24 protein-coding genes are annotated in these 25,310 nt (G+C 70.2%); 11 read left to right on the top strand and 13 right to left on the bottom strand.

Translation table 11 applies throughout. From position 1 onward, the window contains the following. Nucleotide 1: 1 nt before the first annotated feature. The gene (locus tag ACFVH2_RS12805) at nucleotides 2–1,243 is read right to left on the bottom strand and encodes an amidohydrolase (protein ID WP_378424114.1); all 1,242 of its coding nucleotides are present in this window, start codon (nucleotides 1,241–1,243) and stop codon (nucleotides 2–4) included. A gap of 65 nt (nucleotides 1,244–1,308) precedes the next feature. Here ACFVH2_RS12805 and ACFVH2_RS12800 point away from each other — a divergent pair, with 65 nt between their 5' ends. The 5 genes from ACFVH2_RS12800 (at nucleotide 1,309) to ACFVH2_RS12780 (ending at nucleotide 6,706) form a co-directional block, all read left to right on the top strand. Next, entirely contained in the window at nucleotides 1,309–3,414 is a 2,106-nt protein-coding gene (locus ACFVH2_RS12800) for a RecQ family ATP-dependent DNA helicase (RefSeq protein WP_378424112.1), read from the top strand. Between the two features lie 120 nt (nucleotides 3,415–3,534). Beyond that, nucleotides 3,535–4,053 (top strand): diaminobutyrate acetyltransferase, encoded by a 519-nt coding sequence (gene ectA / locus ACFVH2_RS12795; RefSeq protein ID WP_378424111.1) that lies wholly within the window; start codon nucleotides 3,535–3,537, stop codon nucleotides 4,051–4,053. A gap of 30 nt (nucleotides 4,054–4,083) precedes the next feature. Beyond that, nucleotides 4,084–5,358 (top strand): diaminobutyrate--2-oxoglutarate transaminase, encoded by a 1,275-nt coding sequence (gene ectB / locus ACFVH2_RS12790; protein WP_378424108.1) that lies wholly within the window; start codon nucleotides 4,084–4,086, stop codon nucleotides 5,356–5,358. Between the two features lie 14 nt (nucleotides 5,359–5,372). Continuing rightward, nucleotides 5,373–5,771, top strand: coding sequence for an ectoine synthase (locus ACFVH2_RS12785; protein WP_378424107.1), 399 nt, complete (start codon nucleotides 5,373–5,375; stop codon nucleotides 5,769–5,771). Nucleotides 5,772–5,788: 17 nt separating this feature from the next. After that, nucleotides 5,789–6,706 (top strand): D-isomer specific 2-hydroxyacid dehydrogenase family protein, encoded by a 918-nt coding sequence (locus ACFVH2_RS12780; RefSeq protein WP_378424105.1) that lies wholly within the window; start codon nucleotides 5,789–5,791, stop codon nucleotides 6,704–6,706. On the opposite strand, the gene ACFVH2_RS12775 is transcribed toward ACFVH2_RS12780, so the two are convergent. Both ACFVH2_RS12775 and ACFVH2_RS12770 read right to left on the bottom strand, forming a co-directional pair. Then, nucleotides 6,700–6,885: a hypothetical protein gene (locus ACFVH2_RS12775; protein ID WP_378424104.1), complete on the bottom strand. Its 186-nt coding sequence runs from the start codon at nucleotides 6,883–6,885 to the stop codon at nucleotides 6,700–6,702. The two genes, ACFVH2_RS12780 and ACFVH2_RS12775, sit on opposite strands and share 7 nt — an antisense overlap. Nucleotides 6,886–6,990: 105 nt before the next feature. Further along, nucleotides 6,991–7,470 carry a VOC family protein gene (locus ACFVH2_RS12770; RefSeq protein WP_378424102.1) on the bottom strand — a complete coding sequence of 160 codons (480 nt, stop codon included), beginning with the start codon at nucleotides 7,468–7,470 and terminating at the stop codon, nucleotides 6,991–6,993. A gap of 67 nt (nucleotides 7,471–7,537) precedes the next feature. Between ACFVH2_RS12770 and ACFVH2_RS12765 the strand changes: the two genes are divergently transcribed. Next, the gene (locus ACFVH2_RS12765; protein WP_378424101.1) at nucleotides 7,538–8,374 is read left to right on the top strand and encodes an NAD-dependent protein deacetylase; all 837 of its coding nucleotides are present in this window, start codon (nucleotides 7,538–7,540) and stop codon (nucleotides 8,372–8,374) included. Nucleotides 8,375–8,449: 75 nt separating this feature from the next. Here the strand turns inward: ACFVH2_RS12765 and proB are convergent, their stop codons facing one another. From proB to ACFVH2_RS12715, 10 genes are all read right to left on the bottom strand, one after another. Then, nucleotides 8,450–9,559 (bottom strand): glutamate 5-kinase, encoded by a 1,110-nt coding sequence (gene proB / locus ACFVH2_RS12760; protein WP_378424099.1) that lies wholly within the window; start codon nucleotides 9,557–9,559, stop codon nucleotides 8,450–8,452. After that, complete coding sequence (gene obgE, locus ACFVH2_RS12755; RefSeq protein ID WP_378424097.1) at nucleotides 9,556–11,016, bottom strand: GTPase ObgE; 1,461 nt, start codon at nucleotides 11,014–11,016, stop codon at nucleotides 9,556–9,558. The genes proB and obgE overlap by 4 nt, the downstream gene beginning before the upstream one ends. A 134-nt stretch (nucleotides 11,017–11,150) precedes the next feature. Then, nucleotides 11,151–11,414: a 50S ribosomal protein L27 gene (gene rpmA / locus ACFVH2_RS12750; RefSeq protein ID WP_378424095.1), complete on the bottom strand. Its 264-nt coding sequence runs from the start codon at nucleotides 11,412–11,414 to the stop codon at nucleotides 11,151–11,153. A 31-nt stretch (nucleotides 11,415–11,445) separates the two neighbouring features. Continuing rightward, the gene (gene rplU / locus ACFVH2_RS12745; RefSeq protein ID WP_142097333.1) at nucleotides 11,446–11,757 is read right to left on the bottom strand and encodes a 50S ribosomal protein L21; all 312 of its coding nucleotides are present in this window, start codon (nucleotides 11,755–11,757) and stop codon (nucleotides 11,446–11,448) included. A 209-nt stretch (nucleotides 11,758–11,966) separates the two neighbouring features. Continuing rightward, complete coding sequence (locus ACFVH2_RS12740) at nucleotides 11,967–14,981, bottom strand: translation initiation factor IF-2 N-terminal domain-containing protein (protein WP_378424092.1); 3,015 nt, start codon at nucleotides 14,979–14,981, stop codon at nucleotides 11,967–11,969. Between the two features lie 414 nt (nucleotides 14,982–15,395). Next, nucleotides 15,396–15,815, bottom strand: a complete 420-nt coding sequence (gene ndk / locus ACFVH2_RS12735; protein WP_378424090.1) for a nucleoside-diphosphate kinase — start codon at nucleotides 15,813–15,815, stop codon at nucleotides 15,396–15,398. Nucleotides 15,816–15,834: 19 nt separating this feature from the next. Then, nucleotides 15,835–16,248, bottom strand: a complete 414-nt coding sequence (locus tag ACFVH2_RS12730) for a DUF4233 domain-containing protein (protein WP_378424089.1) — start codon at nucleotides 16,246–16,248, stop codon at nucleotides 15,835–15,837. Then, nucleotides 16,245–17,660 (bottom strand): bifunctional folylpolyglutamate synthase/dihydrofolate synthase, encoded by a 1,416-nt coding sequence (locus ACFVH2_RS12725; protein ID WP_378424382.1) that lies wholly within the window; start codon nucleotides 17,658–17,660, stop codon nucleotides 16,245–16,247. Before ACFVH2_RS12725 ends, ACFVH2_RS12730 begins: the two co-directional genes overlap by 4 nt. A 2-nt stretch (nucleotides 17,661–17,662) precedes the next feature. Beyond that, nucleotides 17,663–20,338 (bottom strand): valine--tRNA ligase, encoded by a 2,676-nt coding sequence (locus ACFVH2_RS12720; RefSeq protein ID WP_378424087.1) that lies wholly within the window; start codon nucleotides 20,336–20,338, stop codon nucleotides 17,663–17,665. A gap of 24 nt (nucleotides 20,339–20,362) precedes the next feature. Next, the gene (locus ACFVH2_RS12715) at nucleotides 20,363–20,971 is read right to left on the bottom strand and encodes a GNAT family N-acetyltransferase (RefSeq protein WP_378424085.1); all 609 of its coding nucleotides are present in this window, start codon (nucleotides 20,969–20,971) and stop codon (nucleotides 20,363–20,365) included. 69 nt (nucleotides 20,972–21,040) lie between these two features. Between ACFVH2_RS12715 and ACFVH2_RS12710 the strand changes: the two genes are divergently transcribed. From ACFVH2_RS12710 to ACFVH2_RS12690, 5 genes are all read left to right on the top strand, one after another. Next, nucleotides 21,041–22,447, top strand: a complete 1,407-nt coding sequence (locus tag ACFVH2_RS12710; protein ID WP_378424083.1) for an amidase — start codon at nucleotides 21,041–21,043, stop codon at nucleotides 22,445–22,447. Between the two features lie 23 nt (nucleotides 22,448–22,470). Then, the gene (locus ACFVH2_RS12705) at nucleotides 22,471–22,797 is read left to right on the top strand and encodes a DMT family transporter (RefSeq protein WP_378424081.1); all 327 of its coding nucleotides are present in this window, start codon (nucleotides 22,471–22,473) and stop codon (nucleotides 22,795–22,797) included. Further along, on the top strand, nucleotides 22,794–23,174 hold the full coding sequence (locus ACFVH2_RS12700; protein WP_378424079.1) for a DMT family transporter: 381 nt from the start codon (nucleotides 22,794–22,796) through the stop codon (nucleotides 23,172–23,174). The genes ACFVH2_RS12705 and ACFVH2_RS12700 overlap by 4 nt, the downstream gene beginning before the upstream one ends. Nucleotides 23,175–23,296: 122 nt before the next feature. Further along, nucleotides 23,297–23,659, top strand: coding sequence for a hypothetical protein (locus tag ACFVH2_RS12695; RefSeq protein ID WP_378424077.1), 363 nt, complete (start codon nucleotides 23,297–23,299; stop codon nucleotides 23,657–23,659). A gap of 462 nt (nucleotides 23,660–24,121) precedes the next feature. Next, nucleotides 24,122–25,310: Ig-like domain-containing protein (locus ACFVH2_RS12690; protein ID WP_378475708.1), on the top strand; the 1,189-nt coding region annotated here is incomplete at its 3' end.

Raw genomic sequence — 25,310 nt, 5'->3', positions numbered from 1 at the left:
GTCAGTCGAGCCACTCCACCGCAGCCGCAACGAGCGCCGCGACCCCGGTGTCCAGGGTCGGCCTGATCACCGGCGCGAACTTCGGCGAGTGGTTCGACGGCAGCGGCTGCCCGTCCGTCACGTCGAATCCGCCGACGAACCAGTAGACCAACGGCACCCCGGCGGCCTTGGCCAGGTCGCCGACGTCCTCGCTGCCGGACACGGGACCGATCTCGAACACCTTGTCGCTGCCCAACTGCGCGCCGAGCGCGGCGAGGGTGCGGACGGCCCCCGGCACGTCGTTCACGGTGACCGGGAAACTGTTCTGCTCGGTGATCTCGGGCGGCCGCGGCGCGCCGGAGGCCTCGGACTCCGCGTTGACGACCCGAACGATGCCGTCCCGCAACCGATCGGACACGTGCTGTTCGAAGGATCGGGTGTTGACCTTGAGCACCGCCTCGTCGGGGATCACATTCTCCTTCGTCCCCGACTGGAAAGACCCGACGGTGAGCACGGCGGGTGTGGAGGGCGATATCTCCCGGGAGACCACGGTCTGCAGCCGCATCACCGTCGCCGCGCCCATCACCACCGGGTCGACGCACGTGTCCGGCATCGACCCGTGCCCGCCGCGACCGAACATCCGGATCTGCAGGCTCTGCGCCGCCGCCATCGCGGTGCCCGGACACACGAACGCGGTGCCCGCGGGTCCGGGCATCACGTGCTGCCCGAGCACCACGTCGGGCGTCGGCACCTTGGCGAGGAGCCCGTCGTCGAGCATGCTGCGGGCACCGTCACCGAGTTCCTCCGCCGGCTGGAACAGCGCGATCAGCGTGCCCGACCAGTGCGCGCGCCCGTCCGCGAGCAACGCCGCCGCGCCCAGCAGACAGGTCACGTGCATGTCGTGGCCGCACGCGTGCATGACGGGCACGGCCTCGCCCAGGTGCGTGGTCGCGGTGACCGTCGACGCGTAGTCGAGCCCGGTGTCCTCGCGCACCGGCAGCGCGTCCATGTCGGCGCGCAGCAGCACCACTGGGCCGGCACCGTTGCGCAACACCCCGACCACGCCGGTCCCGCCGAGGCCCGCGGTCACCTGGAAACCCGACGCGGTCAGTCGTTCGGTCACGATCTCCGCCGTCTCGTGTTCCTGATACGACAGTTCCGGGTGCGCATGCAGGTGCCGGTACAACTCGACGAGGTCGGCGGCCGCCGCCCCGAAGCCGGAGAGGATCTCGGTCACGGCCGGGGCGGGCACTGAGGCGTCCATCACTCAGACGTACCACAACCGACGGGGCCGAGCGGGCTGTCGGACCCACCCGGCAGGATGGACCCATGTCGACGGACGTGAAGGACCAGGCAGGGCTGCGCGACGAGGCCGAGGAGTTGCTCCGCGAGCTCGCCGGGCCGCAGGCTCGACTTCGCGAGGACCAGTGGACGGCCATCGAGGCGCTGGTCGTGCAGCGCAGGCGCGCACTGGTGGTCCAGCGCACCGGATGGGGCAAGTCCGCCGTCTACTTCATCTCCGCGAAGCTGCTGCGGGCCCGCGGGCACGGCCCGACCGTCATCGTCTCGCCGCTGCTGGCGCTGATGCGTAACCAGGTCGCCTCAGCCGAACGCGCAGGCGTGCGCGCTGCGACCATCAACTCCGGCAACGTCACCGAATGGGACGAGATCCACCGGCAGGTCGCCGACGGCGAGGTCGACGTCCTGCTGGTCAGCCCGGAACGGCTGAACAATCCCGACTTCCGCGACCAGGTGCTGCCGTCACTCGCGGCGGACGCCGGGCTCGTGGTCGTCGACGAGGCGCACTGCGTCTCCGACTGGGGCCACGACTTCCGGCCCGACTACCGGCGGATTCGCACGCTCATCGGCGAGCTCGGCGAGGGCATCCCGGTTCTCGCGACCACCGCGACCGCGAACGACCGGGTGGTCGCCGACGTGTCCGCGCAGCTCGGGGTGGGCGGCGGCGAGACGCTGGTCCTGCGCGGCGGGCTCGAACGCGAGTCGCTGCGACTGTCGGTGGTGCGCATCGACGAGGCCACCGAGCGGGCGGCCTGGCTGGGGCAGCAGCTGAACTCGCTGCCCGGTTCCGGCATCATCTACACCCTCACGGTGTCCGCGGCCCGCGACCTCGCGGGCCTGCTCTCCGACCAGGGGCACCAGGTCGCGGCGTACACGGGCCAGACGGACCCGGCCGAACGCGAGTCGCTCGAGGCCGACCTCCTCGACAACCGCGTCAAGGCCCTCGTCGCGACGTCGGCGCTCGGCATGGGCTTCGACAAGCCGGACCTCGGCTTCGTCGTGCACCTCGGCGCCCCCTCCTCCCCCATCTCCTACTACCAGCAGGTCGGGCGCGCCGGCCGCTCCACCGATCGCGCCGAGGTGGTGCTGCTGCCCGGCCACGAGGACCGGCAGATCTGGAGCTACTTCGCGTCCGTCGCGTTCCCGCGCGAGCACGTGGTGCGCCGGGTGATCGAGGTGCTCGACACCGAGCGCCCGCAGTCCACCCAGGCCCTCGAGCCGCTGGTGGAGCTGAACCGGTCCCGACTCGAGATGGTGCTCAAGGTTCTCGACGTGGACGGGGCGGTCAAGCGGGTGCGCGGGGGCTGGATCGGGACCGGGCAGCCGTGGGAGTACGACGCCCCCCGCTACGAGCGGCTCGAGCAGGCCCGGCAGTCCGAGCAGCAGGCGATGGTGGACTACCAGCGGACGACCATGTGCCGCATGGAGTTCCTGCGCCGCCAGCTCGACGACCCGGACCTGTCCGATGCGCCGCAGCCGTGCGGTCGCTGCGACAACTGCACCGGCGAGGTCCTCAGCGGGGAGGTCGACGCCGACGCCGTCGCGCAGGCCCGCGCCCGGCTCGACCGGCCGGGGATCGACCTGGCGCCGCGCAAGCAGTGGCCCACCGGGCTGGCGAAGCTCGGCACCGCGCTGTCCGGGAAGATCACCGACGGCCCCGAGCCCGGCCGTGTCCTCGGCCGGCTGTCCGATCTGGGATGGGGTCAGCGGCTGCGGGCGCTGTTCGACGCCCCGGACGCACCGGCACCGGACGCGGTGGTCGACGCCTGCATCTCGGTGCTCGCCGCCTGGGACTGGGACCGCAGACCCGTCGCGGTGATGTCGCTCGAATCGGCGTCGCGCCCGCAGCTGGTGTCCTCGCTGCGGCAGCGGCTGGCCGAGGTGGGACGCCTCACCGACCTGGGGACGCTGCCGCGCACTCCCGGGCATCCGCCGGTCTCGGCGGCGAACTCCGCCTATCGGGTGGCGGGGCTGGTCGGCGCGTGGACCGCCCCGGACCTGAGCTCTGTCGAGGGCCCGATTCTGCTGCTCGACGACCTCGCGGACACCGGCTGGACCCTGACGATGGCGGCCCGTGAACTGCGCGCCGCCGGCGCGGGGGCGGTCCTGCCGTTTGCCCTGGCGAGCATCAACTGAGCACGCCGATGTGACCAGGCTCACATAGCATGGCTAACCAGTGCGGGAGCAAGTTTCTTCCGCACCGGTCGATGGAGGTAGCTGAAATCCGTTGCCTCCATTGATACGTTCGAAATCTCTATGACGCCTGTTACAAACAGCACGACCCCGAACTCCGGACCCGCCGCGGTCACGTTCCGAGCGCCCGAAGTGGACGACGCGCCGAGACTCTGGGAGATCGCCCGCGACTCCCGCGTGCTCGATCTGAACTCGAGCTACTCCTACCTGTTGTGGTGCAGAGACTTTCGCGACAGCTCGGTCGTCGCCGAGCACGGCAGCGGCGTCGGCGGATTCGTCACCGGCTTCGTCCGCCCGCAGGACCCACGCACGGTCTTCGTGTGGCAGGTCGCCGTGGACGAGGCGCTGCGCGGCCGCGGAATCGCCGCGTCCATGCTGAACCACCTTCTCGATCACCTTGCCCACCAGGGCGTCACCCGCCTCGAAACGACGATCAGCCCGGACAACACCGCCTCTCTGGCCCTGTTCACCGCGCTGGCCCGCACCCGCTACACCTCGATCGCACGTCAACGACTGTTCGACCCGAGCCATTTCCCCGATCAGCACGAATCGGAAGAGCTCTACACCATCGGCGATAACTGAAGCCGACAGACCCTCAGCCCAAGGAGAGCCATGACAGCCACTCCCCACAGCACCATCGACAACAGCGTGTTCACCAGCCTCGAGTCCGAGGTCCGCAGCTACAGCCGCGCCTGGCCCACCGTCTTCAGCTCCGCATCCGGATCCTGGTTGCGCGCCGAGGACGGCACCGAGTACCTCGACTTCTTCGCCGGCGCGGGCGCACTGAACTACGGCCACAACAACCCGGTCCTCAAGTCCGCACTGCTCGACTACGTCGCGTCGGACGGCATCACGCACGGCCTCGACATGTCCACGGTCGCCAAACGCGAGTTCCTGCACAGCTTCCGGCGCAACGTTCTCGAACCGCGCGGGCTGGACTACAAGGTGCAGTTCCCCGGCCCCACCGGCACCAACGCCGTCGAGGCCGCACTGAAGCTGGCCCGCAAGGTGACCGGCCGCGAGTCGATCATCAACTTCACCAACGCATTTCACGGCATGACCCTGGGCGCGCTCTCGGTCACCGGCAATTCGATGAAGCGCGCGGGCGCGGGAGTCCCGCTCGTGCACGCCACCCCGATGCCGTTCGACAACTACTTCGACGGCGCCACCGAGGACTTCCACTGGTTCGAACGGGTGCTCGACGATTCGGGCAGCGGACTCAACCGCCCGGCCGCCGTCATCGTGGAGACCGTGCAGGGCGAGGGCGGGGTCAACGTCGCCCGCCCGGAGTGGCTGCGCGGGCTCGCCGCCCTCTGCGCGGACCGCGGGATCCTGCTGATCGTCGACGACGTGCAGATGGGGTGCGGCCGCACCGGCCCGTTCTTCTCCTTCGAGGTCGCGGGCATCACCCCGGACATCGTGACGCTCTCGAAGTCCATCGGCGGGTACGGCCTGCCGTTGGCGCTGACCCTGTTCAGGCCGGAACTCGACGTGTGGTCCCCCGGCGAGCACAACGGCACCTTCCGCGGCAACAACCCGGCGTTCGTCACCGCGGCCGCCGCGCTCGACCACTACTGGTCCGACGACGCCCTGCAGCGCTCCACGATCGCCAAGGGTCAACGGATCCACCAGATCTTCGCGAACCTGTCCGACCAGTTCGACGGCGTCAGCACCCGGGGCCGCGGCATGGTCCAGGGACTGGTGTTCGACGACCCGGGCACGGCGGTCAAGGTCTGCGGACTCGCGTTCGACGAGGGCCTACTCGCGGAGACGTCCGGTCCGTCCGACGAGGTGGTGAAACTGCTTCCACCCCTGACCATCACCGACGAGGAACTCGACCACGGACTGAGCATCCTGGCCGAGGCGACCGCCAAGATCTGCGCCTGAGAAGGGAGACTCACATGATCGTGCGGACCACCGACGAGATCACCGACACCGACCGCGACGTGGTGAGCGAGGACGGCAACTGGCGCAGCAAGCGCATCGTCCTCGGCGGCGACGGCGTCGGATTCTCCTTCCACGAGACCACGATTCGCGCGGGCTCGGTCAACGAGTTCCACTACGCCCACCACGTCGAGGCCGTCTGGCTGATCGAGGGCGACGGCATCCTCACCGACCTCGACAACGGCGAGGTGCACCAGCTCCGGCCGGGCACCATGTACCTGCTCGACGGCCACGAGCGGCACCGCGTCGAACCGGTCACGCAGATGCGCATGCTGTGCGTGTTCAACCCCCCGGTCACCGGGCGCGAGGTGCACGACGAGAATGGCGTCTACCCGTTGATCGAGTCGCCGGTCTGACCACGAGGAGTATGCCAATGACGCCCGTCGCCCTCGGCCCGCACGCCGACCCGCTGCTCACGGACGCGATCACCCGCGGCGGCGGCACCTGGGCACCCATGGTCGACGCCAGGGCGCTGGTGTGGGACGGCGGACCGGACCGGTTCCCCGAGGACCTGCCGGCGGGCATCCGCTGGGTGCAGCTGTACTCCGCCGGGGTCGAGGAGTGGTTCTCCGCCGGGATCATCGCCCGCCACCCGGAGGTGGTCTTCACCTCCGCAGCGGGGGCGTTCGCCGCAACCGTCGCCGAGCACGCCTTCGCACTGCTGCTCGGCGGGGTCCGGGCGCTGCCCGAACACCTGGCCGCCACCACCTGGCGCCAGCAGGAGTTCTTCGGCAAGGTCGGAACGCTGCGCGGGGCGCGGGTGGCGATCATCGGCGCGGGCGGTATCGGGCGGGCCCTGATCCCGATGCTCGCCGCGGTCGGCGCGACGGTGGTCGCGGTGAACCGCTCCGGGCGGCCGGTGCCCGGCGCGGCGCGAACACTGCCGGCGGACCGCCTCGACGAGCTGTGGGACGCCGTCGACCACGTGGTGGTCGCGGCCCCGGCGACCGCCGCCACCCGGCACCTGGTCGGCGCCCCTCAGCTGGCGCGACTGGGGCCGCGGTCCTGGGTGATCAACGTCGCCCGCGGCTCCCTCGTCGACACCGATGCACTGGTGGATGCCTTGCGCGAGAACAGGATCGGCGGCGCCGGGCTCGACGTCACCGATCCCGAGCCGCTGCCCGACGGCCACCCGCTGTGGACGTTGCCGAACGCGATCATCACGCCGCACGACTCCAACCCGCCGGCCGTGCGCCCGCCCGCCTTCGCCGACCACGTCGCGGCGAACGTGCGCCGCTTCGTGGCCGGCGAGGAACTGCTGGCCCGGATCGACCCGGTCGCCGGCTACTGATCCGGCGCCGACCCGCCCGGCTCCTCCTGCGCGGTGGCGGCAGGCGTCGCCCGTGACACCCGAATCACGCCCGCGTCCAGGTCCAGTTCGACGCGCGGCCGATAGGCCTGCCCGCTGCCGTCCTGGCTGTCGTCGTTCTCCAGCTTCTTTCCCGGGAACATCTCACCGATAACACCCATGCGATCGACCGTACTCGCGGCGCGTCGGGGCCGCCCGATCCTCAGGGTCGTTCCGCGGGCTCCACTCCCGCCCTCAGGGTCGTTCCGCGGGCTCCACTCCCGCCCTCAGGGTCGTTCCGCGTCCTCGGGATAGAACAGCTCCCGTGCCCTACGCGCCACCTCCTCCGACGGCACGTCCTCGACCTTGGTGCACACCGCCCAGCGGTGCCCGAACGGGTCGAGAAACACCCCGTGCCGATCACCCGAGAAGGTGTCCTCCACCGGCCGCACCAGGGTGGCACCCTCGCGCACCGCACGGTCCACGAACGCGTCGGCGTCCTCCACGTACACCACCAGCGAACTGTGCACCCAACCCGGCTCGGGCGACTTGAGACCGTACTCGGGCATCTCGTCGGACATCTGCAGCATCGAGTCGCCGATCCGTAGTTCGGCGTGCATCACTCCGCCGTCGGGCGCGTCCATCCGGTCGACGATCTCCGCCCCGAGACCCCGCTGGTAGAAGTCGAGCGCGACGCCGCCGTTCGGGACGGCCAGGAAGGGGGTCAGGGTGCGGTATCCGGCGGGAATCGGATTCACTGTGGTCATGAACCCACCCTCCCCCGTGCGCGAGGGTTCGGTCTTGAAGATTCACGCCAGGGTTAGCCTGGAGCACGTGAGCGCACCGACGATCCCCGCCGCCGACCGGCTGGCCGAACTGGTGCGCGGCCGCCGACTGGTGGCGCTGACCGGCGCCGGCATGTCCACCGACTCGGGGATCCCCGACTATCGCGGACCGGACTCCCCACCCCGCACGCCGATGACGTACCAGCAGTTCATGGGGGACGCGGCGTTCCGTCGACACTACTGGGCCCGCAACCACCTCGGCTGGCGGTACATGGACGCGACCCGTCCCAACGCCGGGCACCGCGCACTCGCGGACCTCGAACGGTCGGGCCGGGTCACCGGCGTGCTCACCCAGAACGTCGACCTGCTGCACACCAAGGCGGGCAGCCGTGCGGTGATCGACCTGCACGGCAGCTACGCGCAGGTCCGGTGCATGGCGTGCGAGCACCGCATCTCGCGCTACTCCCTCGCCGATCGTCTCACCGAGGCGAATCCCGGTTTCGCCGAATCCGTCTCCGCCGCAACGGGAGTCGAGATCGCCCCCGACGCTGACGCGGTGATCGAGGAGACCGCCCACTTCCGCGTCGTCGACTGCGAACGCTGCGGCGGCATCCTCAAGCCCGACATCGTCTACTTCGGCGAGAGCGTCCCCAAGCCGCGGGTCGAGGCCGCCTACGCGATGGTCGAGCGGTGCGAGACGCTGCTGGTGCTCGGCTCCTCGCTCACGGTGATGTCGGGGCTGCGGTTCGTCCGCCACGCCGCCAAGCTCGGAATCCCGGTCGCGATCGTCAACCGTGGCGCCACCCGCGGCGACGACTACGCAACGCTCACGCTGAATGCCGGCTGCTCGCAGACCCTCACCGCACTCACCGAGCTCGCCGCGTGACCCGCATCAGTTCCCGAATGGCGCATCCGGTCGTGTGAACCGAACGAATGGGCCATTCGGGAAACCGGGGGCGGCCTACAGCGGGACGAGGTCGTCGGCGTGCACGACGGGCCGCTGCAGCTCCGACGGCAGTTCCATCGTCGACCGGCCCAGCATCTCGTCGAGCTCGGCGGCGTCGAAGGCCACCACCCCACGAGCGACCGGCGACCCGTCGGGTCCGGCGAGCGACACCACGTCGCCCCCGTAGAACCGACCGGTCACCGCGGTGATGCCCGCGGGCAGCAGCGATCGGCGCCGATCCACGACCGCCCGCACCGCACCCGCGTCGAGCTGCAGCACACCCTGGGTGTCGGCGGCGTGGCGCACCCAGAACTTGCGGGCGGACAGGCGCGTCGGACGAGCCGCGAAGGCCGTGCCCACCCCGGCGCCGGACAGCGCCTCGGCCGCCTCCGAGGCCGCCGCGAGCAGCACCGGCACTCCTGAATCCGCCGCGAGGCGGGCCGCCGACAGCTTCGAGGCCATGCCGCCGGTGCCGAGCGCTCCCCCGGAGCCGGCGACCACGCCGTCGAGGTCCTCGGGGCTGGTCACCTCGGGGATCAGCGTCGCCCCGCCCTTGCGGGGGTCGCCGTCGTAGAGACCGTCGACATCGGACAGCAGCACCAGCGCGTCCGCTCCGACCAGATGCGCGACCATCGCCGCGAGCCGGTCGTTGTCGCCGAACCGAAGCTCCGCGGTTGCGACGGTGTCGTTCTCGTTGACGATCGCGACGGCTCCGAGCGAGCGCAGCCGGTCCAGGGTGCGCTGCGCGTTGCGGTGCTGGGTGCGGCGGGCGATGTCGTCGGCGGTGAGCAGCACCTGCCCGACCGTGCGGCCGTACCGGTCGAACGAGGTGCCCCAGGCGTGCGCGAGCGCCAGCTGACCGACGCTGGCCGCGGCCTGCTTGGTGGCCAGGTCGCGTGGACGCTTGGACAGTCCGAGCGGGGAGATGCCCGCGCCCACCGCCCCGGAGGAGACGACCACGACGTCCGAGCCGGCCCGCATCCGCGACTCGATCGCGTCCGCGAGTGCGTCGAGTTTGCCTCGGTCCAGACCGGATTCGAGGCTGGTCAGCGCCGAGGAGCCGATCTTCACCACGACACTGCGCGCGGTCGCGATCTGGGCTCGGGTGCTCGAGACCGCGGTCACTGGTCTTCGGGATCCAGGCCCTCGAGCCCGCGCCGGATCCGGTGCGCGTGCTTGCGCTCGGCCGCGCCGATGCGATCGACCTGATCGAGTCGCGGGTCCGTGCCTCGGCCGGTGCGCGTCAGGTCGATACCTGCGGGAGTCTGCGGCTCCCATTCGAAGCTCACGTTCCCGATGGTCACCGAGCAGCCGGGCTCCGCGCCCTGCTTGACCAGCGCGTCCTCGACGCCGAGTCGCGCGAGACGGTCCGCGAGGTAGCCGACCGCCTCGTCGTTGTCGAACGCGGTCTGCCGGATCCACCGCTCGGGCCGGGTGCCGCGAACGATGAAGCCGCCGGGGGTCTCGGGATCCGCGATGACACTGAACCCGGTCTCGTCCACCGCGACCGGCCGGATGACCTGACGCTTCGGCGCGGCCTTCGGGTGCGCGAGTCGGTACTCCTCGACCATCTTCGCCAGAGCAAAGGTCAACGGCCGCAGTCCTTCCCGGCTCACCGCAGAGATGGTGAAGACCGGCCAGCCGCGCGCCTCGAACTCCGGTGTGACCATTTCCGCCAACTCCGCCGCCTCGGGGACGTCGGCCTTGTTCAGGATCACGATCCGGGGACGGTCGGCGAGGTCGCCCAGGCTGGCGTCGCCGGACAGCGCCGGCTTGTACGCGGCGAGTTCGGCCTCGAGCGCGTCCACGTCCGAGATCGGGTCGCGGCCCGGCTCGAGGGTCGCGCAGTCGACGACGTGCGCGAGCACGGCGGTCCGTTCGATGTGCCGCAGGAAGTCCAGTCCGAGGCCGCGGCCCTCGCTGGCGCCGGGGATCAGGCCGGGCACGTCGGCGACGGTGAAGGTGGTGTCGCCGCTGGACACCACGCCCAGGTTCGGCACCAGCGTCGTGAACGGGTAGTCCGCAATCTTCGGTTTCGCGGCGGACAGCACCGAGACCAGCGAGGACTTGCCCGCGGACGGGAAGCCGACCAGTCCGACGTCGGCGACCGACTTGAGTTCGAGCACGAGGTCGCGCTCGACGCCCTCCTCACCGAGCAGGGCGAAACCGGGAGCCTTACGCGCCTTCGAGGAGAGCGCCGCGTTGCCGAGGCCGCCGCGGCCTCCGGGGGCGGCGTCGAAGCGGGTGCCCGCACCGATGAGGTCCGCGAGGATGTTGCCGTCCGAGTCGAGCACGACGGTGCCGTCCGGAACCCGGAGGATCAGATCCTCACCGTTCGCACCCTCGCGGTTGCTGCCGGCACCCTGCTTGCCGTTGCTGGCCTTGGCGTGCGGGTGGAAGTGGAAGTCCAGCAGGGTGTGCACGTTCTCGTCGACGACGAGCACCACGTCACCGCCACGACCCCCGTTGCCGCCGTCCGGCCCGCCGAGCGGCTTGAACTTCTCGCGGTGGACGGAGGCGCAACCATTGCCGCCATTTCCGGCGCTGACGTGCAGCACCACGCGGTCAATGAATCGGGACATGACTGCCGGATCCCTTCCTCAGGGTGAAAACGAAATAGGGGCGAGCGGGGTCTTCGAGACCCTCGCCCGCCCCTATTGGGAGCTTCGAACTGTCAACGGTCACCGAATCGGCGACACGATCGACCGGAGCAGAATCAGGCCTGCGCCGCGGCCGGAACGATGTTGACGGTCTTGCGTCCACGCTTGGTGCCGAACTCCACCGCACCGGCGGCGAGCGCGAACAGCGTGTCGTCGCCGCCACGTCCGACGTTCACGCCGGGGTGGAAGTGGGTTCCGCGCTGACGCACCAGGATCTCACCGGCGCTGACGGACTGGCCGCCGAAGCGCTTCACGCCGAGGCGCTGTGCGTTCGAATCGCGACCGTTACGGGAGCTGGATGCGCCCTTCTTATGTGCCATGTCGAACCCTCCTGGGAACTAAAAGCTCTAGTTACTTGATGCCGGTGACCTTGAGGACCGTCAGCTTCTGACGGTGACCCTGGCGCTTGTGGTAGCCGGTCTTGTTCTTGAACTTGTGGATGCGGATCTTCGGGCCCTTGGTGTGCTCGACGACCTCGCCGGTGACCGTGATCTTGGCCAGCTTGTCGGCATCGGTGGTGAGCTCGGATCCGTCGACGACGAGGACCGGGGCCAGCGAGACTGCAGTGCCGGGCTCACCCTCGATCTTCTCGACCTTGACGAGGTCACCAACAGCGACCTTGTACTGCTTTCCGCCGGTCTTGACGATCGCGTACGTTGCCATCGGAGGGCTACCCCTTATTTCTTCGAACGTGCTCGCGCAGCAGTAGCCGCACGACTGGTCTGGTGTACTTGCTTTCTCAGGCGTGCCCGCCGCTGCCCTCGCGGGCGCAGCAGAGCGGTATCGCCGAGTAGCGACCGGTCAAGATTACGGGATGGCGGCGGGCAGGGTCAAACCGGTCCCGCCGCACTCCCGCTCCCGACCGGCCACGGTCAGGCGTCGACGTCCGCGGGCGGTCCCGCGGGCCGGGCCGCGGCCCGACGACGAGGTCGCCGCTTCGGTGCGGCCGGCTCCCCGTCCGCGACGACCGGCTGCGCCGAGGCCTCGGGTGCGGGGATCGTCACCGCCGCGACCGGGGCCGCGGGTTCCGGTTCGGGTGCCGCCGGAATGACGACCACGGTGTCGGCGTCCTCGGTCTCGACCGGGGCCGCCGCCGCGCGGGATGCCCGCCGCGAACGACGCCGCCCCCGTGCCGGGGCCTCAGGCTCGACCGCTGGCTCTGCCTCGACCACGGCCGCGGCCTCGGGCTCGGCCACGACAACGGGTTCGGCCTCAACCGCGGTCTCTACGACGGCCACGGGCTCCACGACCTCGGGCTCGACGACCGTCGGCTCCGCGGCGCTCGCGGGCTCGGCCGCGTGCTCCTCGTCGTGGTGATGGGCCGCCATGGCGAGCGCGACCGGGTGGGCGCGCTTGACCGTCGCGTCCACCTCCGGGGCCGCGGGCTGATCGTTCTTGGCCGCCTGCTGCTCGGTGCCGCCAGCCGACTTGTCGCGACCGCGCTTCTTGCGTCCGCCGCCGGACTCGCCCTTGCCGGACCGCGCGGCCCCGTCGTCACCCGAGCGCACCTCGACCGGGTCCGCGTGCACGATGATGCCGCGACCGTGGCAGTGCTCACAGGTCGTGGAGAACGCCTCGACCAGGCCGGTGCCCAGCTTCTTGCGGGTCATCTGGACCAGGCCGAGCGAGGTGACCTCGGAGACCTGGTGCCGGGTCCGGTCACGCCCGAGCGACTCGGTGAGCCGGCGCAGGACCAGGTCCCGGTTCGACTCGAGCACCATGTCGATGAAGTCGACGACGATCATGCCGCCGATGTCGCGCAGCCGCATCTGGCGCACGATCTCCTCGGCCGCCTCCAGGTTGTTCCTGGTGACGGTCTCCTCGAGGTTGCCGCCCGCGCCGGTGAACTTGCCGGTGTTGACGTCGACCACGGTCATCGCCTCGGTGCGGTCGATCACCAGGGTGCCACCCGAGGGCAGCCACACCTTGCGGTCGAGCGCCTTGGCCAGCTGCTCGTCGATGCGCTTGGCCCCGAACACGTCCACGCCGCCGTTGCCCTCGTACTTCTCGACCCGCGGCAGCAGGTCGGGGGCGACGGTCTTGATGTAGTTCTCCACCGTCGACCAGGACTTCTCGCCCTCGATGACGATCTTGGCGAAGTCCTCGTTGAACAGGTCACGGACGACCTTCACCAGCAGGTCGGGCTCCTCGTACAGGGCCTTCGGGTTACCCGACTTGCCCTTGTCCGCGGCGGCGGCCTGCTCCTCGATGTCCGACCACTGGGTCTGCAGACGCTTGACGTCGCGGGCCAGCTCTTCCTCGCTCACGCCCTCGGACGCGGTGCGGATGATGACGCCCGCCTCCGGGGGCACGATCTCGCGCAGGATCTCCTTGAGCCGCTTGCGCTCGGTGTCCGGCAGCTTGCGGCTGATGCCGGTGGAGCTGCCGCCCGGCACGTACACCAGGAAACGTCCGGCCAGGGAGATCTGGGTGGTCAGGCGGGCACCCTTGTGCCCGACCGGATCCTTGCTGACCTGGACCAGCACCTGATCGCCCGGCTTGAGAGCCTGCTCGATCTTGCGGCTGTTGCCGCCGAGACCTGCGGCCTCCCAGTTGACCTCGCCGGCGTACAGCACACCGTTGCGGCCCCGGCCGATGTCGATGAATGCCGCCTCCATGGAGGGCAGCACGTTCTGCACCCGGCCGAGGTAGACGTTGCCGACCATCGATGCCGAGGCGGAACTGGTCACGAAGTGCTCGACCAGGACGCCGTCCTCGAGGACCGCGACCTGGGTCAGTCCCTCGGGATGCGTGCCGCCGGTCTTCTCCCGCACGACCATGACGCGGTCGACGGCCTCGCGGCGGGCCAGGAACTCCGACTCGGTGAGGATCGGCGGACGACGCCGACCGGCGTCACGGCCGTCCCGCCTGCGCTGACGCTTGGCCTCGAGTCGGGTCGATCCGGAAATCCCCTGGACCTCGTCCTTGACGCGGGCCTTGGTCCGCGGTTCGCGCTCGTGCACGACGGTGGTGACGCCGTCGTCCTCGGCACCGCCTTCGGCTCCCTCGCCGCTGCCCTTGCGGCGACGACGACGGCGACGGCGACGGCTCGCGCCCTCACCCGCGGCCTCTTCACCCTCGGCCTCGCCCTCGGCGGACTCTGCCTCGGCCTCGGTTTCCGCCGCCTCGGTCTCGGTCTCGGCGGCCTCGACTGCCTCTACGGCCTCGGTCGCCTCTTCCGACTCCTCGGTGTGCTCGCCCTCGCCGGCCTGCTCACCACGGCCGCGACCACGGCCTCGGCGGCCTCGACGACGGCGGCGCCCCTGGCCCTCGCCCTCTTCCTCGGACTCGACGTGCGGCTGCTCTTCGACCGGTGCGGCCTCGGCCGCCTCCTCGGCGACCTCGACGTGGACCGGCGCGGCCGGTTCGGCGGTTGTGACCTCGATGGGGGCGGCCTCGTCCGGCGCGGCCGCCTCGCGGCGCGCACGGCGGCGACGCGGTGCGGGCGCGACCTCGGCCTCGGGTTGCAGGAAGAGGGGCGCCTGGAACACGGGCGCGGCCTCGGCGACGGGGACGTGGGCCTGCGGCTCGTCTGCGCTGGTGAACAGCGCCTGCGACGGCTCGACCGCAGGCGCCTCGACGACCGGCGGTGTCTCGACGGCCGGGGTCTCGGCGATCGGGGACTCAACCGCCGGGGTCTCGACGGCCGGGGTCTCGACGGCCGGCCCGACGAGCGCCGCGTGCACGCGCTCGGCGAGAGCCCGGTCGACGCTCGACTGGGCACTACGCAGTTCGGCGCCGAACTCGGCGACCTGGGCGAGCACCTGCTTGCTGGTCAGTCCCAGCATCTTGGCGAGCGCGTGTACCCGGATCTTGTCCGGGAACACGGGTGCCGCGTTCTCTGCGGCGGAATTCTGTGAAGTTTCGGGCGGCGCTTGATCGGCCACGTAAGTCTCCTCGGGCCCCCGGGCGCGTCCACCTTGGCTAACCGGGTGTGACGCGGCCACTCGAGAGCACTGCTTGTGTGCTCGCACCGGGTAGGCACGAGTGTGTATGGTCTCGCCCCGCGCGGTTGGCAGTGATCCGTTAGTTCACTGCCAATTCGTACGGCGCCTGGCTGGATGGCTGTACTACGTGGTCCGCGCGCCTGATCATCCAGCGTGTCGCGGGCGAGGGATTTCCTGCATGCCGCGACAGCGATGAGGGCATCGAACCGTGGTGTCATCCGGTCGGGTCCGCACCGAACCTGGGTATTGCGGAACGAATGCGGATCCGACCATCGCCAGTATCCCACACGTGCGCGACGGCCCGCGCCAGCGCCGCACCGCGGCGCCCGAGGAGTTACGGCAGCAGAGGGCCGATCAGCCCCGGGCGAGGTACGGGAACCACAGTGCGATCTCGCGCTCGGCGGATTCCACCGAGTCCGAACCGTGCACGAGGTTCTGCTGACCGTCCAGGGCGAGGTCACCACGAATGGTGCCGGGGACGGCCTTCTCCACGGGGTCGGTGCCGCCGGCGATCTGCCGGAAGGCCGCGATCGCGCGCGGGCCCTCGACGACCGCGGCGACCAGCGGACCGGAGGTGATGAACTCGAGAAGTCCGGGATAGAACGACCGCTCGGCGTGCTCGGCGTAGTGCGCGCCGGCCACATCGACGTCGGCCGTGCGCATCTCCAACGCGGAAATGGACAGGCCCTTGCGTTCGACTCGCGCAAGAATGTCTCCGACGAATCTGCGGGCGACGCCGTCGGGCTTGATCAGTACAAGGGTGCGCTCAGTCACGGGGGAACAGCCTAAACGTTCAGTCTCGTTGCCCTGGAAGCAGACCCTGTTCGATCCGATCCTGGATGTCGCGCCGGAGGTAGAGCATGTAGACCCAGACCGCCGCGAAGAGCAGTCCCAGCGCACCCACGACCGGGTGCACCAACCACCCGGCGATCATCGCGACCTGCAGCGCCAGGTCGAAACCGATCGCCCACGACCTGCCCTGGACGCCGCACCCGAGGATCATCAGGCCGCCCAGGACGAGGATGTAGGCGACCGCGCCGCCGCTGATGCCGTCGCCCAGCTTCGCGACCGCCGGAATCGCGAGCAGCACGACGATGGCCTCGAGGATCAGGATCCCCGAGCAGACGCCGCGGAACCCCTTCCACGGGTCCGTCGCCGGGGGCTTGAAGCCGCCGGGCTCGGGGGCCGGTTGATCGGGAGTGCTCACGCGGGGTCCTTTCCGAACAGGGTGCGGGCGACGCCTGCGGTGACCACGGATCCGGTCACCACGACGCCTGCCCCGGAGACGGCTTCGCCGGGCTCGGCGACCTCCTCGGCGAGACCGATGGCGGTCTCGAGCGCGTCGGGCAGCGTCGGCGCCACCACCACCCGCTCGTCGCCGAATCGCGCGACCGCCAGGTCTGCGAGCTGGTCGACGTCCATGCCGCGCGGGGACCCGTTGTGCGTCACGACGATCTCGTCGAGTACGGGCTCGAGCGCGGCCAGGATGCCGTCGACGTCCTTGTCCCCCAGTACGGCGACGACGCCGACGAGCTTGCGGAAGTCGAACTCGGCGGCCAGCGCCGCGGCCAGCGCGCGGGCGCCGTCCGGATTGTGGGCGGCGTCGAGGAACACCGTCGGAGCGCTGCGGACCCGTTCGAGCCGGCCCGGATTGGTCAGCGAGGCAAAGGCTTCACGGACGGCGTCGATCTCGAGCTGGCGGTCCGCACCGGCACCGAAGAACGCCTCCACCGCGGCGAGCGCGAGCGAGGCGTTGCGAGCCTGGTGCTCGCCGTGCAGCGGCAGGAAGATGTCGCTGTACACGCCGCCGAGGCCCTGCAGTTCGAGCTGCTGTCCGCCGACGGCGATCTGGCGGGCCAGCACCCGGAACTCGGATCCCTCGCGGGCGACCGCGGCGTCCGCCTCCACCGCGCGGCGCAGCAGCACCTCGCTCACCTCGGGCACCTGCTCGGCGAGGATCGCGACGGTGTCGCGGGGCACGAGGGACTCGGGGGCCTTCTTGATGATGCCCGCCTTCTCCTCCGCGATTCCCGCGAGGTCGCCGCCGAGGAACTCGACGTGGTCGAGGCTGATCGGGGTGATCACCGCGACCTGCCCGTCGATGACATTCGTTGCGTCCCAACGCCCGCCGAGGCCCACCTCGACGACCGCCACGTCCACCGGCGCCTCGGCGAAGGCGGCGAAGGCCATCGCGGTGAGCACCTCGAACTTGCTCATCGCGGGACCGCCGGCGGCCTCGGACTGGGCATCGATCATCGCGATGTACGGCGCCAGTTCGTTGTACGTGTCGACGTACAGCCGCGGGGAGATCGGCTTGCCGTCGATGCTGATCCGCTCGGTGGCCAGCTGCAGGTGTGGGCTGGTCGTCCGCCCCACCCGCCGGTGCAGCCGGGTCAGCAGCGCGTCGATCATCCGGGTGACCGAGGTCTTGCCGTTGGTCCCGGCCACGTGGATCGCGGGGTAGCTGTGCTGGGGTGAACCCAGCAGGTCCATCAGGGCCGCGATCCGGGTCAGCGACGGCTCGATCTTCGTCTCCGGCCAGCGCTTGTCGAGTTCGGCCTCGACCAGCGCGAGTTCGGCCAGGTCTACCGGCGACGGCTGTGCGTCCGAGCTGGGCATGCTCACGCCTGCCCCATGTCCCCGAGCCGCGCGGTGATCCGCTCGACCTCCTCGGCGGCCAACGCCTGACGGGCGCGGATCTTGTCGACCACGTTGTCCGGCGCCTTCGCGAGGAAGGCCTCGTTCGACAGCTTGGCGGCGGTCCCGGCGAGTTCCTTCTCCGCGGCCGCGAGGTCCTTCTCGAGCCGCTTGCGCTCGGCGACCAGGTCGACGGTGCCCGAGGTGTCCAGCTCGACCGTGACGGTGCCGCGGCTGAGGCGGATCTCCAGCGACGCGGTCGCGGCGAAGTCCTCGGCCGGATCGGTCAGCTTGACCAGCGACGCCACGGCGGCCTGCTTGCCGTCCAGGTCCGCCTCGGCGACGCCGGTCAACCGCGCGGACACCTTCTGCTTGTCGTTGAGCCCCTGGTCGCTGCGGAACCGGCGGATCTCGGTGACCAGGCGCTGCAGGTCGGCGATGCGGGTGGCGGCGACGGCGTCGGCGGCCTCGCCCGTGACTGCCGGCCACTGCGCGATCACCACGGACTCGCCGCCGGTGAGCACCTTCCACAGGGTCTCGGTGACGAACGGCATCACCGGGTGCAGCATCCGCAACAGCGCGTCGAGGACGGTGCCGAGCACCGCCCGGGTGCCCTCCGCCTCGGCGCCCGCGAACTGCACCTTGGCGAGCTCGAGGTACCAGTCGCAGACCTCGTCCCAGGCGAAGTGGTACAGCGCCTCGCAGGCCTTGCCGAACTCGTACCGGTCGAAAGCTGCGTCGACCTCGCCGCGCACCTGCTCGAGTCGGTCGAGGATCCAGCGGTCCGCGTCGGTGAGCTCGGCCCGGTCGGGCAGCGGGGCGGGCGCGGCACCGTTCATCAGGGCGAACTTGGTGGCGTTGAACAGCTTCGTGGCGAAACTGCGCGAGGACTTCGCGTGGTCCTCACCGACCGACAGGTCGCTGCCCGGGTTGGCGCCGCGGGCGAGGGTGAAGCGCAGCGCGTCGGCGCCGAACTCGCGCACCCAGTCCAGCGGGTCGATGCCGTTGCCCTTGGACTTCGACATCTTCTTGCCGAACTCGTCCCGCACCAGACCGTGCAGGAAGACGTCCTCGAACGGCACCTGTGGTCCGCTCTTGGTTCCGCCCGCGGTGATGGCCTCGTCCTCGGACACGAACGTGCCGAACATCATCATCCGGGCCACCCAGAAGAACAGGATGTCGTAGCCGGTGACGAGAACCGAAGTGGGATAGAACTTCTCGAGCTCCGGGGTCTTGTCCGGCCAGCCCATCGTGGAGAACGGCCACAGTCCGGAGGAGAACCAGGTGTCGAGGACGTCGGGGTCCTGCACCCAGCCCTCGGGCGCGGTCTCGTCGGGTCCGAGGCAGCGGACCTCGCCGTCGGGGCCGTACCAGATCGGGATGCGGTGACCCCACCACAGCTGACGCGAGATGCACCAGTCGTGCATGTTGTCGACCCAGCCGAACCAGCGCGGCTCGAGGCTTGCCGGGTGAATCTTGGTGTCCCCGTTGCGGACCGCGTCACCGGCCGCCTTCGCGAGCGTCTCGACCTTGACCCACCACTGCAGCGACAGCCGCGGTTCGATGGACTCTCCGCTGCGCTCGGAGTGCCCGACGCTGTGCAGGTACGGCCGCTTCTCGGCGACGACGCGGCCCTGCTCGGCGAGGGCCTCGCGCACCTTGACTCGGGCCTCGAAGCGGTCCATGCCGTCGAACTGCGTTCCGGTGTCGGCGATCTTGCCGGTCTTGTCCATGATGGTGGGCATCGGCAGGTTGTGCCGCAGGCCCATCTCGAAGTCGTTCGGGTCGTGCGCGGGGGTGATCTTCACCGCGCCGGTGCCGAACTCGGGGTCGACGTAGTCGTCGGCGACGATCGGGATCTGGCGTCCGGTGATCGGGTGCTCGAGGGTCGTCCCGACCAGGTGCTTGTACCGCTCGTCCTCCGGGTGCACGGCGACCGCGGTGTCACCGAGCATGGTCTCGACTCGGGTGGTGGCGACGATGACGTGCGGCTCGTTGTCGTCGAGCGAGCCGTAGCGGAGCGAGACCAGCTCGCCCTCGACGTCCTCGAACTTGACCTCGATGTCGGAGATCGCGGTCTGCAGCACCGGCGACCAGTTGACCAGGCGCTCGGCCCGGTAGATCAGGCCGGCGTCGTACATCCGCTTGAAGATGGTCTGCACGGCGCGGGAGAGGCCCTCGTCCATGGTGAACCGGTCCCGGCTCCAGTCGACGCCGTCACCGAGGCTGCGCATCTGGGTGCCGATGGTGCCGCCGGACTCGCGCTTCCAGTCCCACACCCGGTCGATGAACGCCTCGCGTCCGAGGTCTTCCTTCTTCTTGCCGTCCGCGGCGAGCTGCTTCTCCACCACGTTCTGGGTGGCGATGCCCGCGTGGTCCATGCCCGGCAGCCACAGCACCTCGTAGCCCTGCATGCGCTTGCGGCGGGAGAGCACGTCCATCAGGGTGTGGTCGAGCGCGTGGCCCATGTGCAGGCTGCCGGTCACGTTCGGCGGCGGCAGCACGATCGAGTAGCCCGGCTTGTCGCTGGTGGGATCCGCCGTGAAGTAGCCGGCGTCCACCCAGCCCTCGTACAGCTCCTGCTCCACGGCGCTGGGGTCCCAGCTCTTCGGGAGGGCGTCGGCGGGATTCTTGGGGTCTTGCGGCGCGGCACTGGTCACCGAAGTGATTCTAGAGAACGGGACCTACCGTGGCGCGCGCCACATCGCCCACAGCGTGGGCCCGCCTCCCGGCAGCACGATCTCGCGGGCCACCTCGAAGCCGAACCGCTGGTAGTAGGGCACGTTCGCTTCCTTGCTGGACTCCAGGTACGCCGGTGCGTGCTCGGTGTCACAGCGATCGAGCCGCGAGGCCATCAACGCCTGCCCGTGACCGGCGCCGCGGGCGGACGGCAGTGTCCCGATGGTGCTGAGATACCAGTGCGGCTCCTCGGGGTGCGCCTGCTCCACCGTCTCCGAGACCTGCGCGCCGACCCTGATCCGGCCGCCGAGCGCCCGGAGCAGTCCCGGCAGGGTGCGCACCTGGCTCACCGCCGACTGCCGCCAGTGCCCGGGCGGATCCCACAGCGTCGCCCCGACCATCTCCCCGGACGAATCCTCGCCGACCTCGACACCGCCGAATCCGAGGTGGTGGTGGCGGGTCACGGTGTCGAACAGTCGCGGCAGTCCCGCGCGGCGGGCGCTCTCGTCGGGCCACATCCATGCCATCACCGGATCGTCCACGAACGCCTCGGCGAGCACGCGCGAGAGCGCGCGGATATCGGTGCGGACGGCGGGTCGTACGACGGCGGCCATCAGCCGAGGCTACCGCCGTCATCCGAAATCGGGTGGCGCCCCGAACGAATCGGACGGGAGACTGCGCGGGTGGAACTCTACGAGTACGCGGGGCTCGACGCGGTCGGACTGCGCGCGCTGATCCGGACCGGTGAGGTGACCGCGGCGGAGGTCGAGGCGCTGGCGCGGCGCGCGCTCGCGGCGGCGGACGCCGACCTGAACGCGTTGACCCTTCCGCTGTTCGAACCGGCGCTGACGAGCGCGCCGGACGGCCCGCTGGCCGGGGTGCCACTGGTCGTCAAGGACAGCGGGCCGTTCGCCCGCGGGATTCCGTTCACCCTCGGCAGTCGCGCCCTTCGCGGGGCGGTCGCCGGAGTCGACCACGAGATGATGTCGCGGTTCCGCGCCGCCGGGCTGGTCACCCTCGGCCAGACCACCGCACCGGAACTCGGCCTCAGCTTCGCCACCGAGACGGTGCGGTACGGGCCGACCCGGAACCCGTGGGCACCGGACCGGGGCGTCGGCGGCTCGAGCGGCGGGTCCGCGGCACTGGTGGCAGCCGGCGCGGTCCCGCTCGCGCACGGCAACGACGGGGCCGGGTCGCTGCGGGTGCCGGCCTCGTGTTGCGGGCTGGTCGGCCTCAAGCCGAGCCGCGGCCGCACCCCCGGCGGCCCGCTCGCCGGCGAGGTGGGATTCGGGCAGGTCTACGAGTTCGGCCTCACCCGGACCGTCCGGGACGCCGCGCACCTGCTGGACGCGGTGTCGGGACCGATCGTCGGCGAGAAGTACGCCGCCACTCCCCCGGCCCGCGCCTATGCCATCGAGGTCTGCGGCGACCCGGGCCGGCTGCGGATCGCCGTGGACACGGGGGCGCCGGTCCCGGTCGACCCGCAGGTCGCGGGCGTGACGGCGGACGTCGGCCGGGTGCTGGAGTGGATCGGGCACGACGTCACGATCGCGGCCTTGGAAATCGATCCCGCAGACGTGGTCGAGGCGTGCATGCTCACCGCCGTCTCCACCGGCGCCGCGATGCTGCGTGCTCCGCGCCGGCCCGATCCGACTCTCCTCGAGGCGGTCTCGCGCGCCGTGCTCGCGGAGGCGGCGTCGTTCACCGCGCTCGACGTCATGGCCGGGATCGACGCGCAGCACCGGGTGACGCGTCAGGTCGGGCGCTTCTTCGCACGCAACGACCTTCTCCTGACGCCCACCCTCGCGCAGCTCCCCCTCCCGCACGGCACCCTCGACTACGACAACCCGGACTACACCGTGCGGGACTGGCTCCGGCGAATCTTCGAATTCGGCCCGTTCACAGCGGCTTTCAACGTGTCCGGGCATCCCGCGATCAGCCTCCCGCTCGGGTTGAGCCGGGAAGGGCTGCCGATCGGGGTGCAGCTCGTCGCCGCGCACGGTCGCGAGGACCTGTTGCTGCGGGTGGCGGCGCAGCTCGAGGAGGCGGCACCGTGGCGGGACCGGCAGCCGTCGGTGTTCGTGGCCTGACGCGACGGGATAGGTTGTCCGCCATGACGACCGCGTGGCTGTTCCTGGTGGTGGCAATCTGCGCGGAGGTGCTGGGCACCAGCCTGCTGCCCCGCACCGACGGGTTCCGGCGCGCGGGGCCGACGATCGCGGTGCTCGGACTGTACGGCGCGGCCCTGTACTGCCTGTCGCTCGCGCTGCGGGCGCTGGACGTCGGCGTCGCGTATGCGGTGTGGGCGGGCGTCGGCACCGCGGCGATCGCCGCGATCGGCATGCTGGTCCTGCACGAGCCACGATCCGCATCGAAGGTGCTGGGCATCGGCCTCGTCGTCGCCGGGGTCGTGGCGCTGAATCTCGGCGGCCTGCCATGAGCGAAATCCGGCGCGCCTGGGCCTTTCTCGCGGTCGCGATCACCTCCGAGATCCTCGCGACGGTGTTCCTCGGACACACCGAACAGTTCACCCGCCCGTTGGTCACGGTCGCGGTGCTGGCCGGATACGTGCTGTCGTTCACCTGCATGGCGCAGGCCCTGCGCGCGCTGCCGATCAGCCTCGCGTACGCACTGTGGTCGGGCATCGGGACGGCCGCGGTCGCGGTGATCGGCATCGTCTTCCTCGGTGAGGGGCTCTCGATCTGGAAGGTGCTGGGGCTGGTGCTCATCATCGCCGGGGTGGTCGTGCTCAATCTGCGACAGTCGAGCCCCGAACTTGTCGTGGTCAGCGACGCGGACACAGGGTCGCGGCGCTGATTCCGTCCGCGCAATCCGCCGCGGAATTGATCCACAACGGCCGCGCAATCGTGTCTTGTGCATGGGTCGCAGTCGCTGGTTCCCCCGCGTACGTCGACCCCACCAGCGATCGAGGGCACATCATGAACATCTCCGGAAGGCCGTACCGCAGGGCCGTCGCCGCTGTGGCCACCGCGACCCTGGTCCTGGCTCCGGTCGGCGTCACCGTCGCCGGCGCGGCACCGTCAGCCGCATCACCGGTCGCCGCCGGCGCACTGGCCCGCGCGGACACCGACCATGGGCACGGCGACGGCGGCCACTTCTTCGACAACGACCGCGGGCACGAGAACCACGACCGCTTCTTCGACAACGACCACCGGCGCGACGACGACAACCACTTCTTCGACAACGACCGTCGCTGCGGCGACGATTTCTTCTTCGGAAACCATTCCTTCGTCGGGAACCATCGCTGCGATGACAACCACTTCTTCGACAACGACAACTGACGCGGATTGATCGGTACGGGGTCCGCCCCGACGACGCGACCGCCGGAGTGTCCAGAGTCCGTGCCTGCGTGTGACCATCCGCTCGACGACCGCAACCCGATTCCTGTACCGATCAACGCAAGCATTTTCGGAGAACCCGGAATATCCGAACGGACGAAGTTTCGTTTCAGAGGCAAATGACTTTCGGTCTGGTCATTTGTCCCTCGATTGTGTTCGACACTAAATGGCGCACTGGTGGCGGGAGAAAGAGTGCAGCTCAGGTCGGACCATCGGGGATCCCGCCGCAACAGGCTGCGCTCGAAGTCGAGGGTCATCCAAACGTTCATTCATCTGTCGATCTCGGCGCTGCCTGTATCGCGGTGCGCTACTTTGGGGCCCCCAAACCAAGTTGGACGGTCGTCCGAGTCCGTCCTCGAGAGGGAAAATATGACTGAGATAAACACTCGTCGTGTGATCGGCAGTTTGAGCGCATTTGCCGTGGCGGCCGGGTTCGCGGTCACTGCCGGTGCCGGAATGGCGGAGGCGGCGCCCGGTTCGATCACCTGGTCCGACGGCCAATCCACCTTCACTCGCACCATTGACAACGCCACCCCCGCCGGCGACGACATCGTCACCGTCACCACCAAGTGGACCCGCACCGACGCCAACTGGGAAAAGCTCAACTGGGCGAAGGACTACCACCCGACCTGCCTGACCTACGTTCCAGGCTCCGCCAAGGTCACCGATGCCGCCGGCGTCCACAACATCGAGCCCTACGTCCAGACGAACACTGACAACGCCGCCGTCGACTTCGTCACCCTCGGCTACCAGCCGACCGCCAAGAAGAACGTCGACACCCCGACCCTGAGCATGCAGTACAAGGTCGGCTACGGGTGTGACCGCGGCACCGCCCTGGCCACCGGCCTGGCCTACGACGGCTCGCGCGGCGCCGGCACCTACCTGAACAAGGGCCCGAACGTCACGGTGAGCAAGAACGTCTCGACGACCGTGTTGGATGCGGTGCCGGCGGGTGTGAAGGTGGGCCAGTCGGTTCCGTTGAGCGCGACGGTCACCGGCGGTGCGGACGGCAACGTCGTCGAGTTCTTCGACGGCACGACGAAGATCGGTCAGGGTTCGCTGACCGCCGGCAAGGCGACGCTCGCGTGGACGCCTTCCGCGGTGGGCGGTCACAGCCTGACGGCGAAGTTCCTGGGCACGACGAAGGCCAACGAGTCGGTCTCGGCGGCGCAGAGCGTGCCGGTGTCGGCCGTCGACGTCGCCACCACCACCGCCATCACCGGACCCGCGACAGCAGTCGCCGGCACCGACGTGACCCTCAACGTCCAGGTCACACCCGCCCCCTCCGGCGGCACCGTCCAGTTCAAGGACGGCACCACCGACCTCGGCGGACCCGTCACCCTCGACGCCCAGGGCAAGGGCTCCATCACCCACGCCCTGACCCAGGGAACCCGCCAGATCACCGCCGTCTACGCCGGCGCCGGCGAATTCCTCACCTCCACCTCCACCGCACACAACATCGAGGTGTCCCCGGCCGAGGTCGCCACCACCACCGCCGTCACCGGACCCGCGACAGCAGTCGCCGGCACCGACGTGACCCTCAACGTCCAGGTCACACCCGCCCCCTCCGGCGGCACCGTCCAGTTCAAGGACG

It is taken from the genome of Rhodococcus sp. NPDC127527 (assembly GCF_042672245.1).
Classification (GTDB): Bacteria; Actinomycetota; Actinomycetes; order Mycobacteriales; family Mycobacteriaceae; genus Rhodococcus_G.
The sequence above is the reverse complement of the archived record's forward strand: the minus strand, read 5'-3'. Positions and strand labels throughout refer to the sequence as shown.

Excerpts from the sequence above, each read along its gene's own strand:
- ACFVH2_RS12805 (WP_378424114.1), bottom strand. The coding sequence starts at position 1,243 with ATGGACGCCTCAGTGCCCGCCCCGGCCGTGACCGAGATCCTCTCCGGC.
- ACFVH2_RS12800 (WP_378424112.1), top strand. The coding sequence starts at position 1,309 with ATGTCGACGGACGTGAAGGACCAGGCAGGGCTGCGCGACGAGGCCGAG.
- ectA (WP_378424111.1), top strand. The coding sequence starts at position 3,535 with ATGACGCCTGTTACAAACAGCACGACCCCGAACTCCGGACCCGCCGCG.
- ectB (WP_378424108.1), top strand. The coding sequence starts at position 4,084 with ATGACAGCCACTCCCCACAGCACCATCGACAACAGCGTGTTCACCAGC.
- ACFVH2_RS12785 (WP_378424107.1), top strand. The coding sequence starts at position 5,373 with ATGATCGTGCGGACCACCGACGAGATCACCGACACCGACCGCGACGTG.
- ACFVH2_RS12780 (WP_378424105.1), top strand. The coding sequence starts at position 5,789 with ATGACGCCCGTCGCCCTCGGCCCGCACGCCGACCCGCTGCTCACGGAC.
- ACFVH2_RS12775 (WP_378424104.1), bottom strand. The coding sequence starts at position 6,885 with ATGGGTGTTATCGGTGAGATGTTCCCGGGAAAGAAGCTGGAGAACGAC.
- ACFVH2_RS12770 (WP_378424102.1), bottom strand. The coding sequence starts at position 7,470 with ATGACCACAGTGAATCCGATTCCCGCCGGATACCGCACCCTGACCCCC.
- obgE (WP_378424097.1), bottom strand. The coding sequence starts at position 11,016 with ATGTCCCGATTCATTGACCGCGTGGTGCTGCACGTCAGCGCCGGAAAT.
- rpmA (WP_378424095.1), bottom strand. The coding sequence starts at position 11,414 with ATGGCACATAAGAAGGGCGCATCCAGCTCCCGTAACGGTCGCGATTCG.
- rplU (WP_142097333.1), bottom strand. The coding sequence starts at position 11,757 with ATGGCAACGTACGCGATCGTCAAGACCGGCGGAAAGCAGTACAAGGTC.
- ACFVH2_RS12725 (WP_378424382.1), bottom strand. The coding sequence starts at position 17,660 with ATGCCCAGCTCGGACGCACAGCCGTCGCCGGTAGACCTGGCCGAACTC.
- ACFVH2_RS12715 (WP_378424085.1), bottom strand. The coding sequence starts at position 20,971 with ATGGCCGCCGTCGTACGACCCGCCGTCCGCACCGATATCCGCGCGCTC.
- ACFVH2_RS12705 (WP_378424081.1), top strand. The coding sequence starts at position 22,471 with ATGACGACCGCGTGGCTGTTCCTGGTGGTGGCAATCTGCGCGGAGGTG.
- ACFVH2_RS12700 (WP_378424079.1), top strand. The coding sequence starts at position 22,794 with ATGAGCGAAATCCGGCGCGCCTGGGCCTTTCTCGCGGTCGCGATCACC.
- ACFVH2_RS12695 (WP_378424077.1), top strand. The coding sequence starts at position 23,297 with ATGAACATCTCCGGAAGGCCGTACCGCAGGGCCGTCGCCGCTGTGGCC.